At 54.6% G+C, this 19,623-nt stretch carries 17 protein-coding genes; 9 read left to right on the top strand and 8 right to left on the bottom strand.

All coding sequences use genetic code 11. From position 1 onward, the window contains the following. Positions 1-11 precede the first annotated feature (11 nt). The gene (locus tag Poly59_RS13280; RefSeq protein ID WP_146534612.1) at positions 12-956 is read right to left on the bottom strand and encodes a putative bifunctional lysylphosphatidylglycerol flippase/synthetase; all 945 of its coding nucleotides are present in this window, start codon (positions 954-956) and stop codon (positions 12-14) included. Between the two features lie 207 nt (positions 957-1,163). Between Poly59_RS13280 and Poly59_RS13275 the strand changes: the two genes are divergently transcribed. Beyond that, positions 1,164-3,221: a multiheme c-type cytochrome gene (locus tag Poly59_RS13275; protein ID WP_186776231.1), complete on the top strand. Its 2,058-nt coding sequence runs from the start codon at positions 1,164-1,166 to the stop codon at positions 3,219-3,221. 23 nt (positions 3,222-3,244) lie between these two features. Here Poly59_RS13275 and Poly59_RS13270 read toward each other — a convergent pair whose 3' ends face one another. The 4 genes from Poly59_RS13270 to Poly59_RS13255 form a co-directional block, all read right to left on the bottom strand. Next, the gene (locus Poly59_RS13270) at positions 3,245-3,553 is read right to left on the bottom strand and encodes a Dabb family protein (protein ID WP_146534610.1); all 309 of its coding nucleotides are present in this window, start codon (positions 3,551-3,553) and stop codon (positions 3,245-3,247) included. Between the two features lie 132 nt (positions 3,554-3,685). Further along, positions 3,686-4,492 carry an alpha/beta hydrolase family protein gene (locus tag Poly59_RS13265; RefSeq protein WP_146534609.1) on the bottom strand — a complete coding sequence of 269 codons (807 nt, stop codon included), beginning with the start codon at positions 4,490-4,492 and terminating at the stop codon, positions 3,686-3,688. A gap of 8 nt (positions 4,493-4,500) precedes the next feature. Next, a complete protein-coding gene (gene floA / locus Poly59_RS13260; protein ID WP_222436118.1) occupies positions 4,501-5,502 on the bottom strand; it encodes a flotillin-like protein FloA in 1,002 nt (333 codons plus the stop codon). Positions 5,503-5,605: 103 nt separating this feature from the next. Further along, complete coding sequence (locus Poly59_RS13255) at positions 5,606-5,860, bottom strand: hypothetical protein (protein ID WP_146534607.1); 255 nt, start codon at positions 5,858-5,860, stop codon at positions 5,606-5,608. A 222-nt stretch (positions 5,861-6,082) separates the two neighbouring features. Between Poly59_RS13255 and aroH the strand changes: the two genes are divergently transcribed. The 6 genes from aroH (at position 6,083) to Poly59_RS13225 (ending at position 12,842) form a co-directional block, all read left to right on the top strand. Next, positions 6,083-6,505 carry a chorismate mutase gene (gene aroH, locus Poly59_RS13250; RefSeq protein ID WP_146534606.1) on the top strand — a complete coding sequence of 141 codons (423 nt, stop codon included), beginning with the start codon at positions 6,083-6,085 and terminating at the stop codon, positions 6,503-6,505. A gap of 4 nt (positions 6,506-6,509) precedes the next feature. Beyond that, positions 6,510-7,442, top strand: coding sequence for a hypothetical protein (locus Poly59_RS13245; protein ID WP_146534605.1), 933 nt, complete (start codon positions 6,510-6,512; stop codon positions 7,440-7,442). A gap of 195 nt (positions 7,443-7,637) precedes the next feature. Further along, the gene (gene aspS, locus Poly59_RS13240) at positions 7,638-9,416 is read left to right on the top strand and encodes an aspartate--tRNA ligase (protein WP_146534604.1); all 1,779 of its coding nucleotides are present in this window, start codon (positions 7,638-7,640) and stop codon (positions 9,414-9,416) included. A 51-nt stretch (positions 9,417-9,467) separates the two neighbouring features. Next, positions 9,468-10,529: a phosphoribosylformylglycinamidine cyclo-ligase gene (gene purM / locus Poly59_RS13235; protein ID WP_146534603.1), complete on the top strand. Its 1,062-nt coding sequence runs from the start codon at positions 9,468-9,470 to the stop codon at positions 10,527-10,529. Positions 10,530-10,632: 103 nt separating this feature from the next. Further along, a complete protein-coding gene (deoC, locus tag Poly59_RS13230) occupies positions 10,633-11,361 on the top strand; it encodes a deoxyribose-phosphate aldolase (RefSeq protein ID WP_146534602.1) in 729 nt (242 codons plus the stop codon). A gap of 233 nt (positions 11,362-11,594) precedes the next feature. After that, positions 11,595-12,842 (top strand): carboxypeptidase-like regulatory domain-containing protein, encoded by a 1,248-nt coding sequence (locus tag Poly59_RS13225; RefSeq protein ID WP_146534601.1) that lies wholly within the window; start codon positions 11,595-11,597, stop codon positions 12,840-12,842. Positions 12,843-12,998: 156 nt separating this feature from the next. Here the strand turns inward: Poly59_RS13225 and Poly59_RS13220 are convergent, their stop codons facing one another. Both Poly59_RS13220 and Poly59_RS13215 read right to left on the bottom strand, forming a co-directional pair. Beyond that, the gene (locus Poly59_RS13220) at positions 12,999-14,042 is read right to left on the bottom strand and encodes a DUF1570 domain-containing protein (protein WP_246151622.1); all 1,044 of its coding nucleotides are present in this window, start codon (positions 14,040-14,042) and stop codon (positions 12,999-13,001) included. A gap of 102 nt (positions 14,043-14,144) precedes the next feature. Continuing rightward, positions 14,145-15,659: an ABC transporter permease gene (locus Poly59_RS13215; RefSeq protein ID WP_222436101.1), complete on the bottom strand. Its 1,515-nt coding sequence runs from the start codon at positions 15,657-15,659 to the stop codon at positions 14,145-14,147. A 191-nt stretch (positions 15,660-15,850) separates the two neighbouring features. Here Poly59_RS13215 and Poly59_RS13210 point away from each other — a divergent pair, with 191 nt between their 5' ends. After that, positions 15,851-17,584, top strand: a complete 1,734-nt coding sequence (locus Poly59_RS13210; protein ID WP_146534599.1) for an ABC1 kinase family protein — start codon at positions 15,851-15,853, stop codon at positions 17,582-17,584. 40 nt (positions 17,585-17,624) lie between these two features. Here the strand turns inward: Poly59_RS13210 and Poly59_RS30400 are convergent, their stop codons facing one another. Next, positions 17,625-17,747, bottom strand: a complete 123-nt coding sequence (locus Poly59_RS30400) for a hypothetical protein (RefSeq protein ID WP_261343493.1) — start codon at positions 17,745-17,747, stop codon at positions 17,625-17,627. 271 nt (positions 17,748-18,018) lie between these two features. Between Poly59_RS30400 and Poly59_RS13205 the strand changes: the two genes are divergently transcribed. After that, complete coding sequence (locus Poly59_RS13205) at positions 18,019-19,620, top strand: BBP7 family outer membrane beta-barrel protein (RefSeq protein ID WP_146534598.1); 1,602 nt, start codon at positions 18,019-18,021, stop codon at positions 19,618-19,620. Positions 19,621-19,623 lie beyond the last annotated feature (3 nt).

Genomic DNA, 19,623 nt, shown 5'->3' with positions numbered 1-19,623 from the left:
CAAGCGAATTCCTATTGGCGTGCCTCACGGGCTTCGACTGCACCGCCATAGATTTCGTGGATCACTAGCGCCGTCATGCCGAACATCAGTGGGATTAGATAGTAGATGGTTCGGAAAATGATCACCGATGCCAGCACTGCATCGCCAACCGTTTCTTTCAGCAGCGCCAGCAGGATGACTTCAAGCACACCTAATCCACCCGGCACTTGGCTGATCAACGAAACGGCGATCGCGGCCAAGTAGGCCGCCAATACCAAAGTGAACGGCACCAGTGAATCGCCTGGCAATACGAGGTACAGCGCCGTTGCTGAAATGAGCAAGTCGACTGCCGCAACCGACGCTTGAACTGCCATCAAACCCGGTTCGGGTGGACGTAAATGAAGCTTGCCAATCGGCCACGGTTTTCGCCAAAACGTACAAACCAACAGGTAGCTAACTGCAAGCGACAGCAGGATCACGCCAAGCGTCCGAGTGCCAACTGGCAGCACGTAAGGCGGTGGCAACTCAATCGGCACACATACCAATACCATACCACCCAAGAACCAAAGGCCACTCCAAAAAGTTAGCCCCAAGATTGAAATTAGCACCACCACTTGGCTTGGCGACAATCCCCAGCGAGTGTAAAAGCGAAATCGAATCGGGGCACCAGCCATGAAGGTGCCAAAGTTGTTGCCTAGCGTAAAGCCAAGGAAAGACACCAGCGCGACGCGGCGAAGTGGCATCGATCGGCACAAGTACCGCAGCGCCAGCAAGTCGTACGAAACCAACAGGCCGTAGTTGAGTGCGACCAAAAAGACGGCAAACACGATGTATAATGTCGGTACGCTGGTGAGGCCGGATCGGAAGTCTTCCCAGGTGATCGAATTGGCTTCGTGCACCAATAAACGAACGGCCAAAGCGAACAGCGCGATCGCCAGGGCGGGGCCGGCGAATTTGCGAAGATTTAGCTTGGCCAATGGGACCGCCGTGGATGAGAATCAAAACACGTGTAACCGCGCATTCATTGTCCAATTCAAATCACCCCTGGCAAGACCGGGCGGATGGCCAAATCGGATCGACGGACGTGTTTCGCCGCTTTGAATTCCTTTCGTGACACCATTGTGCTATTTTGCATAGCAAATTCGTCGCCTCGTTCCATTTCAATCTCTCTTATTGATCGATTAATGGCCAGCAATCGAAAACGTCGATCGGCGAAAGGGATTGGTGGCTCAAAACAAAACGATGCGCATCGATTGGATCCGGCGGATGCTAACCGATTCTCGCCACGTCGCGGTCGCGCACAGTGGATTTCGATCATTGCGGGAATGGGATTGTTGATTTGGGGCGCCGCGGTTTGGATGCGAGGACCAGTTTCCGATCCGGTTGTTTCCCCAGCGACCCAGCCCGATCTGACTCCGCCGCAGGGTGCCCAAGTCAGCCGCAGGGGCGATACGCTAGAGCCATCGCAGCCGGTGGGTAACGAGTCTCTTGTTTCGACAGTAAATTTCGAACCGCTCGACCCCAGTTTCATCGGTAGCAATGCGTGTCGCGAGTGTCACCCCAAACAATTTCAAACGTTCGGTGAGACCACTCATGCCATTTCGCTGCGTTCGATCGGCGAGTCAAGAAACGCGGGGCCGGAATCGGGCGGATTCTTTCATGAACCGTCGAATCGACGTTTTGAAGTTAGTATCGATGGTAGCCAGATGGTTCATCGCGAAGTGATCGACGTCGCTGACGATGACGCGAAGGTGATCAGCGAGTATCCGATGGAGTTTGAAGTTGGATCGGGAACCCATGCGCACACCTATATGTTTTCGCTCGATGGTTTTCTGCACGAATCACCTTTGACTTGGTACCGCGAAACTGGTGCCTGGGGGATGTCGCCCGGATACAACCAGGCGAGGCACCCATCGTTCACCCGCAAGATCTCAGCCGACTGTGTTTTTTGTCATGCTGGGCGTATCCAAAAACAAGTCGGCAACCAAGCAAAGTTTCGTCTCGTCGAAGAACCGATCAGTTGCGAGCGGTGCCACGGTGCCGGCAACTTGCACGCGGAACTGCATGCCGGAAGTGTTGCGATTGAAGATGATGTCGATGATCCGATCGTCAATCCGGCCAAATTGTCGCGGGAACTTGGCGAAGCGATTTGTCAGCAGTGTCACTTGCAAGGTGTCGAAACGGTTCCGGCGGCGGGCGTCGATCACTGGTCGTTTCGTCCGGGCGAAAGCTTGGAAACGAACCGTACGGATTATCGATTCGAAAATCGCACCACGACCGCAATCGTTGGTCATGTCGAACAAATGCATCAGAGTGCGTGTTATCTGCAAACCGAAACGCTGACTTGCATCTCTTGCCACGATCCACACCACCAGGTGACTGCGGATCAACGAGTCGATTATCATCGAAACGCATGCTTGAAATGCCATGCCGACCAAGACTGTGGCGTCGAACGTGCCAAACGAATGGAAAGGAATTCAAATGCGTGTGCCGATTGTCACATGCCCAAAAATCCGACGAACGTGACTCACGCGGCGTTGCACAATCACCGAATCGGAGTTTATCCGCAATCATCTGCCGACTTTGACGGTCCCGTTCGACTGGTGCCGGTGGTTGAGCCCAAGTTGATCGGCAGTATCGAACAGTTACGGCGTCAATGTGTTGCCGTGCACAAGTACATCTATGGCGGCGAACAAGATCTGGATGCCAGCGATCGGAAAGCCATCCGGTCACAGCACGAAGAATCAACCGAAAAGTTACTGCAAAGCTTGGCGGGTCAGCCGACGGATCCGGCGACGCGATTGGCTTTGGCTTTTGATGCGCAATTTGCCGGGCAGTCATCGCTTGCCGTTGCGTTGGCAGGGCCCGCGATCGAAGCTTCGTTACCGGGCAGCTCGGTTTCGATTGACGGACACGACTTGATCGCCCAAGTCGCGATGCAGAATCGTAAGCCTCGGTTGGCAGCCATTCACTTTCGCAAGCTGATCGAATTTCGAAATTCCGAAACCGATCACTTTGGTTTGGCAATCTGCTTGCTTGGAGAACGCAAGACTGGCGAAGCGATTGTGCATTTGGAAAAGGCAGTTGCGATTCGAGCTGACTTCGTCAAAGCTCACCAACAGTTGGCCGAATTGCTCAGCCGTACCGATCCGAGGCGCGCTGCGAGACATCGATCCATCGTCGAATCGCTTCGTTTCAATTCGGTCACACAAGATGCGTCTGAGAAACCAACTCGGAAGTAGCCGCGACAAACACGCAATCGCGGTTACATCACAGTGCTGTCATAGATATTGACGTTCGCCCAACTCTCTTTGTTCGCTTCGATGAACTGCACATGCCGCTCAGCAACTTGGTACGCATCGTGCGATGGACGATCCGCGAAAACCATGTGCAACGAAACGTCGTAGTCTGCGTTGACCGGTCGAGTGAGTTCTTTGTCGCGTACGCCGACGTAAAAATCGATCAGACCAGGATGGTCGGTCAAGTAATGGTTAGCTTCACTTAGCAGATGCTGGACTGCGGATTCGCTGCGATCTTTCAGGGTAAAGAATACGAGGTGGGCAAGCTTGGACATCTGGAATTGACTTTTGGTTGGGCGGTCGTAAGTAATCGAACGGGCGAAGCCGATAGCTTGCACCAGAAGTCCGGCGGAATCAACATCCCCGCACAGATCAAACGACGCAATTCGAATCAGGTGGCGTGTCTGCTAGGTCGGTCGTGCGTATCGCAGCAGAAACGCAGCCGCCGAGTTGGTGACGAATTCGATGTCGTGCGGATTGTTGACCAGCAAATGATCAGCCCCCGAAAGCGTGACCAAACTGGCAACGCTCGCATCGGACTCCGGCGACGAATGAATCAGCCCCATGATTCGGACAGCGTGGTCGTAGCCGACTGTTCGATCAACAGGAGAATGGAACAGCAGCACCGGACAACAGATTTTGGGAATGATCGCCGGCAAATCGTGCGATTTGAAATCCTGGAGCATTTCGCGTCGGATCGTCCACGTTCGGCCGCCAATGTTAACGTCGCCGAATCCATCCATTTCGATCGCTGGGTTCATTCGCGAAAGCAGGACCGCCAAGTGGCCGGTATCGCTGGGGGCGGCCAATGCAACGACGGCTTTTGGTGAATCGTTCTGCGACGCGCTGCCTGCCATCGCAAGCGACGCGGCGCCGCCAAACGAATGTCCGATCAATCCGTTGACTTGCCCCAGTTCGTCGCGAGCGAAGGCGATTGCGGCTGAAAGATCGGTAAGATTGGTTGTGAAGTTCGTGTGTGAAAAATCGCCTTCGCTGCCGCCCAGCCCGGTCATATCGAACCGCAAGCAGGCGATTCCGTGCGCGGCCAAGCCTCGGCTGATTCGGACAATCGCCTTCAAGTCTTTGTTGCAGGTAAAGCAATGACTGAAGACCGCAACGAGCGTCGGATCTTGATCGGTCGGACGATCGACGATTCCCGCCAATGCATGTCCGCTGCCGCCGTCAAACTTGACGCGGTAAGAAGTCGTTTCCACAGGATCGATTAGCCTTCGATATCAGTGATCGAAGCGATACGGCCAGCCTTGAAAGCTTCCGCCATTGCCATCGGAACTTCGGCTTCGGCTAGCACAAGGGCCGATCGGTTATCCGTGACCCGCGCCTTCATCTGCTGTTCTTCGGCGATCGCTTCGGCACGGCGGCTTTCCGCTTCGGCCCGCGCGACTCGCGTGTCGGCTTCGGCTTGGTCGCTCTGCAGTCGAGCACCAATGTTTTCACCGACGTCGATGTCCGCGATATCAATCGAAACAATTTCGAAGGCCGTTTGTGCGTCGAGGCCACGCGACAGAACCACTTTCGTGATCATGTCGGGGTTTTCCAGCACGTCAAAGTGAGATGAAGCCGATCCAATCGAGCTGATGATTGCCTCGCCGACTCGCGCGACAATCGTATCCTCGGTCGCTCCGCCGATTAGTTGGCTGATGTTGGTTCGCACAGTGACTCGTGTTCGCACCCGCAGCTCGATGCCGTTTTTTGTAATCGCGCTAAGGGTTGTTTTGCCGCTGCGTGACGAGTCGGGGCAATCGATGACTTTGGGATAGACGCTGGTTTGGACCGCATCCAAGACGTCTCGTCCAGCTAGGTCGATTGCGGCAGCTTGGTCGAATTCCAACGGAATTTCGGCTCGGTGTGCCGCGATGATGGCGTGAATCACGTTCATCACGTTGCCGCCCGCCAAATAGTGGGCCTCCAGGCGGCGTGTGCTAACTCCGTCACGGCGGCTGGTGTTCAGGCCCGCTTGTGCCGACATAACTTTCGCTTGAACGACGATGTTCGGATTGACTTTGGTGAAGTGCATCCGGATCAAACTGACCAGACTGACGTCGGCGACCGACATGTACGCCTGGAACCACAGTTTGAAATAGCGAAAAAAGAAGAAGACTAAAATCAAGCCAAGGAAGGCGGCGAATACCCCCAAAGCCAACAGGATGTAACCCGTCGGCGTTTGCTGGGCCAATGGAGTCGCTGCAATAGAAATTGCGTTCATCGTCATCGGTGGGTTATCTCCGCGGGAAGCCAGATCATTGGTGTGCCGGATCGTCGGTGCACCATAGCCGCCCGATGATAGCGTATTAGTGCCTGGATTTGGATCAGACGTATTTCTTCAAAGCTTCGAGCACCATTTCGGGGCTGTCTTTTTCTTGCAGATGTTGGATTTGCTCGGGTTTCAAGCCAACTTTCTCTAGATGGCTTGCCAATCGCTTCCAGACGGTTGCCCGCTTTTTTCCTTCGCTAAGATACAGTTCCGTGACGGCTTCCTGAGCTTTTTGCAGCCCGATTGAGTCGCGGTTCTGGTAATAGTTCTTGATGATCTTTTCTTGGTGGCGGGATCGCGGCTGGTCCATCAGTGGCTCTCATTCAGGAAGTTTGCAGAAGTTGACAAAGAAAATTTGCGAATGGTGGTGTCGGCAGGCCCCTTCAAGATTGGGCGGTGTCGGCCGTATTCTATAGCCTCCCTAGCGTGTTCAAAGGTGTAGGCCGGGAGTTGTCGCGGCGATATCCTGATGCCTTAACAAATCCGAGACTATCCGTCAGACAGATTCTTTTCTCTAGCCAGTGTCCAACGAATGACCGTTTGCCGAGGCGTCCGCGGGGCGACCACCGTTGAAATCGATGATCGTGACCAAATTCTGACGGCGACACGCCAAATGTTGGGGCTGATCATTCGCCGCAATGGCATCGAGACAAAAGACTTGGCCAGTGCCCAGTTTACGGTGACCAGCGATTTGAGCGCAGAATTTCCTGCTTTGGCGGCTCGACAGTTAGGTTGGATCGAAGTGCCGTTGCTGTGCGGCTATGAAATCTCGGTTCCGGGATCGTTGCCTCTTTGCATCCGAATTTTGCTGCATTGGAATACTGATAAGTCGCAGTCGGAAATTCAGCATGTGTACCTGCATGAGGCTGTGCGACTGAGGCCTGATCTGAATTCATTGCCAGCGGTCGATTTTGATGAGCTTGAGCAGTGGATCAACGAACGAATGGAGGAGTGAGGGGTTGACTTTGCCATCGAGTTCATCGTCGCGGCGCGGATCCCGTCGAGCAAAGGTTCGCTGGATTAGCAGTCCCGAACTGAGCGTCGCCCGGGCGGCTTATGTCGTTGCCACCGGAACGCCGTGCAGCGATGTGAAAACAGAATCTTTATTGATCGGCCCGATTGCTGATATCAATGATCGTTTGCTGTCCGCTTCCATTGATGTGTCGGCATTCTGGAACCATTACTTTGCTGACTGTTTCGCCGATTTTGATTTGCCAGAAGCGACGGCTTCGGCTTTGATGGCCGCTGGTTGCAACGAAATGCAGCTGGATCAAACCGCCAAGATTGTCAAAAACCGATTGGTTGATGTGCGGACGGCGTTTCAAAGTCGGTACCCTAAACTGACCGAGCAACTGGAACTGCGCGGACGCCCACTGCGAGAACGGTGGGATACATACGGCGAGGGCTTGTTGCGCGAAGTCGAGCGTTTGATTTGGAAGAACAGCCCGCCGAGTGATTGGTGGCCGACGCGGACTTCGGCTTGGTTGGTACAGCCGCTCGTTGGTGGTGACGGTGGATACGACAGCGGCGGCTCGGACGGCGGTGAACGATTTTGGATCGAAGCAATGCTGACCGATGCTGATCCCCAAGTGCCAGAAGTCGTTCGCGTCGCGTGGTTGGTGACTCAGGTTGCGATTGCCAACCATTCACGCCAGCGTTCGGGCGACACGGGGCTGTTGGCACCCTGGCAGTATGCATCGGTTCCGCTGGTCTTGTCGGCGGCGGCGGAAGTCGAGCTGGTGCGAGGCGATGAGTTGCCGATCGCTCGTGCGATGGAATTGTGGAATTTCGGTGACCCTACCACGGCGGCTCGGCTGACCCAGTGGTGGAAAGAACTGACGGCGACGCCAATCCCCCTGCCGGTTGCGTTGAAGAAATTAGTGGTCACCTAGTCGGCGGGGGGCAGTTGTCATGTATCCAGTTGTCATGTGTGCCCGGTTGATTCACTGGTCACTTGCACCCGCGGACGGTTCATCGCGGAAGACTTCGTCAAACACGTCCCCTCCATCTAACCGCCCTCTTCCGGCTAGAATCTCCGGCGGTCTTTGAACCACTCTTTCATTTATTCCCTAGCCCCTGATTGATCCGTGCTACGCTCTCACACCTGCGGCGAACTCCGCAAAGAACACATCGGAACTGAAGTGACCCTTTGCGGTTGGGTTGAAAGCAAGCGAGATCACGGAGGGGCCGTCTTCATCGATCTCCGCGATCGCTACGGTTTGACGCAGGTCGTGGTCGGGCCACCCGAAGCCGGAGCCGACTTGATCGCCGAAGCAGGACGAGTGTCAACGGAGTCGGTCGTGCTGATCCGCGGTAAAGTCTCCGATCGGCTAGAGGGCAAAACGAATGCCAAGTTAGCCACCGGTGACATCGAAGTTCGCGGCGAGCATTTCGAAGTCTTGAACCCGTGCGTTACGCCGCCGTTCACGCCCAGCCAATCGGACCTGCCAGGCGAAGATTTGCGTCTGAAGTATCGTTTTCTTGATCTTCGCCGCCCCTCGATGCTGCGAACGATGGTGCTGAGAAGCAAGATCGTCAAAACGATGCGGGACTATTTCGCCGAGCATGATTTCATCGACGTCGAAACCCCGATCCTCGGTCGTAGCACGCCCGAAGGCGCTCGTGATTACTTGGTGCCAAGCCGAGTGCACGCTGGCAAGTTTTACGCGTTGCCTCAATCGCCGCAGCTTTACAAACAGATTTTGATGGTCGCCGGTTTCGATCGCTACATCCAAGTCGCCAAGTGTTTTCGTGATGAAGACTTGCGAGCCGATCGTCAACCAGAATTTACACAGCTTGACCTCGAAATGTCCTTCGTCGACGACGAAGACATCATCGCTTTGATCGACGGCTTGGTGGCACGAACAGCCGAAGAAGTCCTGGGCAAAAAAGTAACGCTGCCGCTACCTCGGATGACTTGGGACGAAGCGATGCGTCGCTTCGGCCACGACGCACCCGACCTGCGTTTCGGCATGGAGATCGTCGATTGCACGTCGGTCGCCGCCAAGACAGAATTTCGTGTCTTCCGTGGCACCGCTGACGCCGGTAATTTTGTTCGCGGTATCAACGTGAAAGACTCGGCAACCAAGTTCTCTCGCCGGCAAATTGATGATTTGACCGAGTACGTTAAGAACGATTTTGGTGCCAAGGGATTGGCTTGGTTCCGCGTCGAAGACGACGGAACGCTTTGGAGCCCGATCAGCAAGAACCTGGAAGCCGAACACTTGGACGAGTTCAAAGCTTTGATGGCCGGCGAGCCAGGTGATTTGTTGATGTTCTTGGCAGATACCTGGGAAGTCACCTGTAAGGGTTTAGCGGGGCTGCGCAAGCGATTGGCGAACGAGCTGAATCTGATCGATCCCGAAGTGCTCAATTGCAGTTGGGTGACGGAGTTTCCGATGTTCGAAAAGGACGAGGAAACCGGTCGCTGGAACGCGATGCACCACCCGTTCACGGCACCACTGAAGAGCGACTTGCCGTTGCTTGATGAGTCGCCCGAAAAATGCCGCGCACAAGCGTATGACTTGGTCATCAACGGCAGCGAAGCTGGCGGGGGCACGATTCGTATCCACGACGCTGCGACTCAGTCGAAGGTTTTCGATTTGCTCGGTATTGACGAAGCGACTGCCGAAGACCGATTTGGTTTCTTGCTAAACGCACTTCGCTTTGGTGCGCCGCCGCACGGCGGAATCGCTCTGGGTGTGGACCGCTGGGTCATGTTGTTGGCTGGGCTCGATAATATTCGTGAAGTCATCGCGTTTCCGAAAACACAGAAAGCTGCTGACATGATGACCGAGGCTCCTGGCAACGTTGACACCGAGCAGCTAGCCGAGCTTCACCTGCGAACGGCCAAGGTCGTCAAATAGTTTGTGAGTCAATAGACGAATCCCTTTGTTTCCTTAAGCGGTTAGCGCAACATGGCAGCCACCTACAAAGATGCGGGCGTCGACCTGGACGTCTATGCTGAATCGATGAGCCGATTGCCGCGGCTGATGCATCGTACTTTTAGCCCGCGTGTGATCCCCAGCGATGGTGGTTTCGCGGGGCTGTTCCAGCTCGATTTTGCGGGGAAGCTTTTTGCACGCAACTATCGCGACCCGGTTTTGGTCAGCGGCACTGATGGTGTCGGCACCAAATTAAAGATCGCCCAAGTCACGGGGCGTCACGAAACCGTCGGCATTGATTTGGTCGCCATGTGCGTCAACGATCTGCTGTGCACCGGTGCCGAACCGCTGTTCTTTTTGGATTATGTCGCGATGGGGAAAGATGACCCGGCGCGATTGGAAAAAATTGTCCAAGGAATCAGCGACGGCTGCGTTGCCGGCGACATGGCACTATTGGGCGGCGAAACGGCGATCATGCCTGACATGTACGCCGTTGAAGATTACGACTTGGCCGGTTTCGCAGTCGGCGTGGTCGAACGGAAACGTCTAATCGATGGCAAACAAATCAGCGAAGGCGACGTCGTGCTTGGGATCCAGTCTAGTGGTCTGCACAGCAACGGATTTTCGCTAGTGCGAAAAGTCATCGCTGACGCCGGACTCGGATGGGACGATTCGCCTAAGGCACTCGGTGGTAAAACGCTGGCCGAAGTCTGTTTGACGCCCACAAAGATTTACACCAAATCGATCCGCGCTGTTCAGTCGCACTATCGAGTCAAACAAGTGCTGCACGGGCTGGCCCACATTACCGGTGGTGGCTTCGAAGAAAATCTTGATCGGATTCTGCCAAAGAACGTTGACGCGATCATCGACTCGGATTCGTGGACGCCGCAGCCGATCTTCAAATGGCTGCAGGAAACTGGCGAAGTTGAAACGTCGGAAATGCGCCGAGTCTTCAACATGGGTATTGGGATGGCGGCAGTTGTCAGTGAATTTTACGCGGTTAACATTGCGTCGCAAATTCAAGCCGAGGGCATCGAATGCCAACCAATCGGCAAGATCGTCAGTGGTACCGGCAAGGTTCAGTACGCAAAGTAGCGATTCGTTCTACGCCTAGCCGCAGGTGCCGGCTTGTTTCGTATTCGACTTGGTCGGCGCCTGCGGCCAGATACGTCAAACGACCAAGCAATCGCGAAGCACCATGGTTCCATACAAGTATCACGACGCCTCGAAAATGATCGATCACGCGTTGTTAAGTCCGACGCTTGACCGAGACTCGCTCGAGGCGGGTTGCCGAATGGCCGCCGCCTATGACGTGGCCAGCGTCTGCATCATGCCGTACTACTTGGCTCGCTGTGCGGAGATCTTAGCGCCGACGACGGTGCTACCTAGTACGGTGATCGGATTCCCACTGGGTGGGCAAACCACCTCGACCAAAGTTGCCGAGGCAAAGACAGCGGTTGCCGATGGGTGCATGGAATTGGACATGGTCGTCAATATATCGGCGGTTTTGAGCGGTGATTGGACGCGGGTCGAGGATGAGATCAGGGCGATCATCGAGGTGGCTCATGCGGCTGATCGAAAGGTCAAAGTTATCTTCGAAAACTGTTATCTGAACCAGGACCAGAAGATCCGACTGTGCGAGATCTCCTGCGATGCTGGGGCCGATTGGATCAAGACTTCCACTGGATTTGGAACGGGCGGCGCGACAATGGAGGATCTGAGGTTAATGATCTCACACGCGAAGTCACCGACCCAAGTGAAGGCTGCTGGCGGCGTTCGCGATCTGGCAACACTGCTGGAAGTTCGTTCACTAGGCGTGACGCGTGTTGGGGCCAGTGCTACCGCTGCGATCTTGGATCCTGCGCGAGTTGAGCTGGGATTGCCGCCGATTGACCTAGGCAATGGTTCGGATCAAAGCGGCTATTAAGCGGCTATTCCAGGTTCAGTCAGATCCGAAAATGCCGTCTTCGTGACGGCATGACGGTGAATGAGTAGGCAAATTTGCTATGAATGTATGCATCGCGGAAGATGGAATTCCTTGACTGCCTTCAGACCCCAGCTAGTCTGGGGCAGTCCAGTTGAGAGACGGAGCCCGGGTGGACGATTGGTCGTCAGATTATCCAGCCCACCAGAGTGCTCACCTTTCACGAGATTTCCGCGATGAATATTAGGTCCTTTTCTGCTTTCGCAGGCCTGCTAGGTTGCTGCGTATTTTTGGGTGCTGCCAGTGCCGAGGACGAGGCACCCTCGTCAGCGAATGTTGTGCAAACAAACCAGGCTGCCACGCCAGAAACGATCCTTCGGTTGCCAGCGGATAATGTTGCGTACTTTTCCGAGTCGCGAGAGATCAGCATTCAGCTTGATCTTTTGTCGGCTTTCAAGAACGATTCGGCCGAGCTTGAATCGGTGGACGTTCGATTGATTCGTCCAGACGGCAAGGCTTCGGCACTGAATCCGGACTCCGATGGCCTTGTCACGATCAACAATGTCGAAACCGGAATGCACGTGCTGGTCGCGTTAGGCGAACGCAGTCACGGCACCATGCTGTTCTACTTTGATAAGAAGTCCGATGGCAGTGACGTCGATGCGCTGGCTTTGAAGTCGAAGCCGCTTCCCGTCAAAATGACCATGCTGAAAATCAAAAGTCAAGAACTGGGGCCTGCAATTGATCGCGTTCGATCGCTACAAGGCAAGTCCTTTGAAGTCGGCGATTTGGTGCAACGCGGCGAGCGTTTCAACTATCGCGTGACCTTGGGCGACAATAATACGTTGCGAGGCCGTGTGGTTCCGATCAATACGGACAACATTAACCTGTTGGGCGGCGTGAACGTGTCGATTTTCTATAACGGAACTGAAGTTGGAAACACCGTCACAGACAAACAAGGGTACTTCCAAATTGCTCGTGTTCGATCTGGAGTTCACGGATTGGTCGCTTCAGGGTCAATGGGGTACACGGCGTTTGCTTTCGAAGCGAGTGATGCGACCGACATCGCGATGACGTCGGCAAATGGCGAGACCTTCGTTTCGGCGGACGCAAGTGATGCCGATCTATTGCCCGTCGTCCTGGTGCCGCCACCGATGATGCGGCCGGTCGTCACGTCGATCGTCGGTTCTTATGGGAACTTGGAAAAGTCCGCACCGGAGCCGACGGTTGACTCAGCAAGCGATATGGTTGGCGGCCCTATCGGACCAGTCGGTGGAGGATTCACACCACCGGTCGGTAACGCACCTATGAATGGTGGTGGTTTTTCGGGCGGCGGTGGTGGTAGCTCGTTTGGCGGTGGATTTTCAGGTGGCGGTGGCTTAGCCGGAATTGGTGCCGTGGGCGCGCTCATCGCGACGTCCAACGACGACAACTCGGCGATCACCACGCCAACAGCTGCGTCGCCTTCGATTCCAACGAATTGACCTACAGAAGTCGGGCAATTTCCGGTTTCTTTTTCAGGTAGCGAAACTCGGCCGGAGACTTGATCTTAAGAACGTTAAAAGTCTTGACGGTTTTCGCGACTCGCAGTTCCTGCAATAAAAAGCGGCGGGCGAGGTCTAGATGGTCATCGAGCGATTTTATAGTCGAACACGACGCATGAACTTTACGAATGCCTTGTCCAGGTCGACAAGCGTCATTCCAAACGCGTCTTCGAACATTTTGATTCGTTCTCGCGGCGGCCGCACAACGGCCGGCTTGCCTTCGCTGAGTGTCTTCAAATAATCGATGTACTCTTTGCGTTTCGTCGTGATCAGAAAGTACGTTAGTGCCCACCCCTCGGCGTACGCCTGAGTTGCCGTCGAAGTGTTCAGGTAACGAACGTCGTCTGCCAACAAGGTTGCCAGCGATTCCGCCGGACGCGATCGTTCGTAGATTCGCCAATGCGATAGCTTGACTGGATTGACGGCACCGATCGATCGCCATGTTCCAGGACTCTTCATGTCTGGAGTTTCAAAAAACGTCGCCAGCCCTTCGCTAACCCACATCGGATTGTCCGCAAAGCGTGTTTGTAATCCACAGTTGTAGGCCAACTGGTGAGTCGCTTCGTGAATGATCGTCGCGACGTTTCGTTCCCAATTGGGAACATTGAACGTCGTCATCTGGTTGGTCTCAAAGTTGTAGTAGCCAATCACCGTCTTGGCTCGTTCGCCGATTTCTTTGCCAGCGTGATCTAGGAACGAGCTGTGATCCCTTAGCACAACGGCGACCAACGGAAAGCGAGGCTCCGGCAAGTTCCAACGTTGGTTTTTCCAAAATGTAAAGAAGCCGCGGTACAGCTTTTCGAACAAACTGCCAACTTGCCGCGCGTGCTGATCGCTGCCGTTGTAAAGAATGGCGTAGTTTTGAGTACGATAGATTGCAAATTCGTCGCCAAGTTCGTCGTGCAATCGTTGGGCCGCTTGGTCAGCATCAATCGGCACCAGTTTGACGTCGTCCGATTTTCGGTCAATCAACGTATCGATCTCGACGGTCCAGATTCGCCCATCGTCGGCCCGGACCATGACATCGCCGTTTTGAGCCTCGACCATCAGTTCGCCAACAACCGTTCGTTCGACGTCGCCGTCGTGGAATCGAATCGTCTCAACTGCGGCGGCAAGTTCTAATGTCATCATCGAAGCCATGATGAAAAAGCTGCTTGCGATGATCTGCGGCACCAACCGTGGCATGGAGAATCCGGAAACAAGAAGAAAGCGATTAATCTAACGCGAGATTATTTTAACACGTCAACGGTGGTTACGTCGAAAGCAAGCCAAGGCAATCAATACAACGGCCAAAACGTAGATGATGGCGAGGGATGATTCTTGATATCTCGCTCCGCTGTGCAATAGCCCAAACAACCGCACCCCCACGGTTGAGACACCGGCCGGGATCACCGGCAGCATCGCTGGAACGTCGCCGGATGAAACCACCGCGGTTCCGATCCAGGCCGCGATCATGGGGCGCACGAGCAGCGGGCGGTCAATCGACCAGCCCCGCTTCAACCAGCCCATCTCCATCGACGCCGCATCAAAAATTGTTTGGTCAACACCTCGGTATCCGCTGCGAAGCACCCAGTAGGCAACGGGCACCGATCGCATCATTAGCGCCACGACTGTGGGCAAAAGAGTTTGTTGATACAAGGTCCGCATGATGGGGAAATCAAGTTGAAATCCATAGACCACGACCAATCCAACAATCGGCCCGGGAACGCAGACCATTGCGATTGAAATTGCGTCGGCAAACATCAGCGCGCCGGACCGCGTTCTTGTCCATGCGGCGACAGGCCAGGCGACGAACACGGAAACTGTCGCGGTCAGGGCTCCAAGAATCGCAGTCCATTGATATTCACTTGCGAAGACGACGGGAGCATCTATCAATCGAGTCAGCATCAAACTTAATGACCACCGCAGCACCACATTATCGCCAACGACAGATACAGCCTGACCTGACTTGATGATCAATCCTGTTAGCGGCACAGCGACGACAGTTGCCATTACGCAGATGGCTGCTAGCGCTGCGATTGCGATTCCGGCGGCAGGCAACGGTTCCACATCAATGGTTTCTTCGATCGTGCGAAAGCGACCAACATCCAAACGACGACGCGACACCAAAGCGTAGACCATGAAAATGGCGGCGATAGTTAAGGGAACGATGCAGGTGATCATGACGGAGCCTATCGTCGGATCCATCGCAAAGAAGAGATAGAATTGATCGGCAATGGTTCGATAGCCGTACAAATCGACAACGGTCATTTCCGTGGCTGCTATGACTGCGGTTGCGACCAATGCGGCGATCCACCAAGGCGCAGCGATTGGAAAATGGACCTTGGCGAACGCACCTAGCGGTCCATAGTCCAGGCGGCTTTGTGCGACCAGCGAGGGGGATACACGATTCAAGCCGGACCACGTGGCAATCACGACGAGGGCTGCACCAACGATGCCGTGGATCCAGGCGGACGCAAAGAGCCCCGCGAAAAATCCGTAAACCCCAGTTTCGTCCGTTCGCGAACCCGTTTGCGTTAGCATCCACCAGCCGAACTTTCCGGCTGTGGCCTCCCACGCTGCGGCATGCAAAATCATGGGGATCACCGCGGCAGTCAACATTGCCGCGAAAAACAACGCAGCTAAGCGACGAGACCAAATGCCGCCCGCCTGCAAGCTAGATCCGGCCCAGGCACCTACAATGCCGATAATCGCTGCGATCGTCACCGATGCGACCATCAATTGCAGCGTCAACATCAGGGGAGCGAACCAACCCAAACTTCAGATCCTTTTCAAAATACGATGTGCTTAGGCGGCGAGTGACAAATTCGTAGCTCAGGCCGCCAGCCTGATTTGCAGGCTAGCCGCCTGCATACGGAAGCGATCGGCCGTTGCAAAGCGTTTGTTCCTAGCCGGCCTAATCTCCTGGTCCCAGCAATTTTACACTGCGTCTTGATCGCCAATCTTCCATGAAAATTACCGCGATCCCTCAACTGTACCGCAATGTGAAACGGTGGCGGGAAATCTTGACCGTCTTGCGCCGTTATGGACTGGCCGACTGGTTGACCCAGTTTCGGTTGCCGTTTCGCGATGTTTTGAAGGATCGCGGTGGCGTACCGCTGTCACAATACTCGCGGGAACAGCGTGTGCGAATGGCGCTAGTTGACCTCGGCCCAACCTTCATCAAAGTCGGGCAAGTCTTGGCGGCTCGCCCGGATTTGGTTGGCCCCAAGCTCGGCGAGGAGTTGAAGCGATTGCGTGCGAATGTTCATCCGGATTCGATTGAACAAGTTCGGGAAACATTGTCGGCCGAATTGGGCAGCGACTACGAAAAACATTTTCAATCCATCGACGCAGTACCGCTTGCGACCGCATCCATCGGTCAAGTGCATCGCGCAATATTGAATGACGGCAGGCACGTTGTCATCAAGGTCCAGCGATCGAATATCGAGCGAATGATGCGGCAAGACATCGAGGTCTTGACTGGCGTCGCGCAGTTGGCCCAGCGAGTCGATGCGTTTGCTGCATGGGGGCCAACCGAGATGGTCCGGCAACTCGGACCAATGATCAGTCGTGAACTTGATTTTACTCGCGAACGTCACAACCTCGAGCAATTTGCTGAGATGTTCGATCGCAATCGATCCGACGTTATCGTTCCACGCCCGCACAAACCGCTCTGCACACGCCGAGTTTTGGTAATGGACGAGTTGGTCGGTCAGCCATTATCGGAATTCTTGTCTGACGAAGTCGACAAGATCGACGAGACGACCGAAGCCGTTAAATGTGACCGGCTCGCAATCAAACATCGTTTGTGCGAAACGATCGCCGATGTTTACCTGATGATGATCTTTGACGAAGCCGTCTTCCATGCTGATCCTCACATGGGCAACTTGATCGTGATGGAGAGCGGACAGTTGGGGATTCTCGATTTCGGAATGATCGGTCGCATCGACGAGAATCTGCGAGAGACGATCGAAGACATGTTGGTGGCAATTTCATCGGGTGATCAGAACCGACTAACGCGATTGGTTCGCCGGATTGGTGATACGCCACCGAGTTTAGATGAGTCTCGGCTTGCGATCGATGTTGCCGAATTCATTGGCACATACGGTAAGCAAAGCTTTGGCGAGTTTGATCTGACGGGGGCGCTAAATGAGTTGTCTGACGTGCTGCATCGTCATGCCATCAAGCTGCCGAATCAATCGGCGCTGCTGTTGAAAATGTTGATCTCGCTCGAGGGAACGTTGCGAGAACTGGGCGCCAGCTTTGATTCGTTGGACGTGGTAAAAAAATACGTTCGTGGTTCGATGATCCGGCGGCTCAGTCCAAGACGCCGTATTCGTCAGGCTAGACGTGTGTACTTGGAAACGGAAAACTTCCTAGAGTCCGCGCCGGACGAATTGATCACACTGCTGAAGATGGCTCGGCAAGGTAGCTTGCGCGTCACGCTGGAGCATCAAAAGCTGGGGCCGACCGTCAACCGTCTCGTCTTGGGTTTGATGGCCAGTGCAGTGTTTCTGGGGTCGTCGCTTTTGTTGGCGATGAAAGTTCCACCGCTATTGTTTCACGAGCCAGGCGCCTTTGGGATCCAGGACCTCAGCCTGATTGGAACCTTTGGTGCATTCAGCAGCATTACGGTAATGATGTGGTTGGTGCTTGCCATCAACCGCAGTGGGCACCTGACTCGCGGCAACGACGACTGACCGTATCGACTAGTCGCGAGTGTCGGAATATGAGTTCAATCTATGCCGGTTGGCGAATGTTGCCGGATTGATAGCGAGTCTTCTGAACAGATAAGTCACCAACGTAGGCCGTGTTGTAGCTTGGCGGACCGGCAACTTTCAAGTTCGTCGGTGGGTTCGACACTGACTATCGGTATGCGTATGTCGATGCAACTCCAGGAGAGACTTTCTCGATTCGGCATGTAAGTGTTTGGGTTGGGGGCACGGCAGGAGCCGGGTTCTTTAGATCGTTCTTTCTGAGAAAGGATTCGATACACCGAAAAGGACTTCGCCTTCCATCGTGTTCGCTCGTCGATGTCTCGGTTCGACGGAACGCCAAGATACATTCGTGTTTTATGGCGTTCCTTCGAAGTTAGAGCTCCCGCAGCGACGAGACATTGCAAAGGATTTGATTAATGAAAACGAACGTACTACGTAATTCGGCAGTTGCCATTGGACTTGGCATCATCGGTGCCAGTGGCGTTGCCCAAGCTCAGTCACCCTACTCGGCACCATCACGCTGGAACAATTTTCGACCCGTTTCGGAAAAGACCCAATCGGCTGGTGAAGCCGCGATAAATGTAAAGAACGCTGCCAACCAAATCAAATCGAACGCTGCAGTGGAGGAGTTGCCGGCGCCGATCGCTGCGCCTGATTATTCCACTCATCAATCTGCCCCCTATCAAGCTGCACCTTACCAAACATCGCCAATGCCGTCGGCTGGCTTTGCGCCCTGCGAAGCAAACGGATACAGCACACACTCCTACAGCAACCATTCCTATAGCGGATCGCCGCAATCGTCCGGTGCTTGCGGTAGTGGTGTGAGTGCCTATAGCCAAGCGGTTTCGTCCAACTGGGACGGCACGACCTACAACGGTGCATCGTCGTGCAACGCGAGCGGTGCGGGTGCTCGCCCTGCATTGTTTCCTTACTTCGGTGGCGCAAACCTGTTGTTCTTCACGCTTGAAGAAGGCGCCGGACGTCAAATCGCGACGGGAACCAACTACGGCACGGGATTCAACACCTCGCTTGTTGACCCAGGTTATTCGACTGGTTTCGACATCAGCGCCGGACGTTACTTGGATAACGGTCGCTTCGGCTTGGGCCTTACCTACTTGTTGTGGAATCCAGGCGAAGAACAAGTCATCGGATCGGGCGCCGCTGGTGCAATTCGCGCATCGATGCCTCAGTACCGTGACGTCAGCCTGAACTTTGGCAGTGGACCTGAGACTGTCTACGACCAAATCGACGGAGCCTCGGTCGATTCGTTGGGAGCGACCAACGTCCGCGTCTCTCGTGACCTCCAGTTCCAAGGCATCGAAGCGAACTTGTATAGTTTCGGCTTGATGGGGGCTCAGCGGGCTGCCTATGCCGGATGTGGTAACGGTTCAGTATTTGGACGCGGATTGGGGCTGGGCAGTGGTTGTGGATACGGTGGCGCGACTGGGCCGCTGGCTCGATCAAGCAGCGGACGTGTTCGCGTCATGACCAGCCACGGTTTTCGCTGGTTGCAAATCGATGACTCGATGGAAACGGCTTACAACGTCGATGGTGCACCTGGCTATCAAGCACAAGACATCTACGACAATGTTGATGTTGAAAATAACTTGATGGGTTATCAGTTCGGCGGAATGCTGAACTATTGCATGGGCAAGCGTTTGAACTTGAACATTGGCGGTAAGTTTGGCTTGTACGGTAACCGTGCTGAACTGAAGCACCGTTTGGGAACCGAAACGCAACTTGCTTACTTGAACGGCGACAACACTCAAACGATCGATACCACATCAACCGACACCGTTCTGGCAACGCTAGGCGAATTGGATCTGGGGCTTGGCTATCGTATCAGCAACGCTTGGACGATCACCGGTGGCTACCGAGTAATGGGAATCACGGGTGTTGCAAGTGCGGATGACAACTATCCGAACTACTACTCGTCGGTTGCCGCCAGCGGCAACATTCATGCCGACGACAGCTACCTGCTGCACGGCGGATACCTTGGCATGCAGTTCAACTGGTAACCA

This window comes from Rubripirellula reticaptiva (assembly GCF_007860175.1).
In the GTDB taxonomy this organism is placed as follows: domain Bacteria; phylum Planctomycetota; class Planctomycetia; order Pirellulales; family Pirellulaceae; genus Rubripirellula; species Rubripirellula reticaptiva.
Note: the sequence above shows the minus strand (reverse complement) of the source record. Positions and strands in the feature narration are given on the sequence as shown.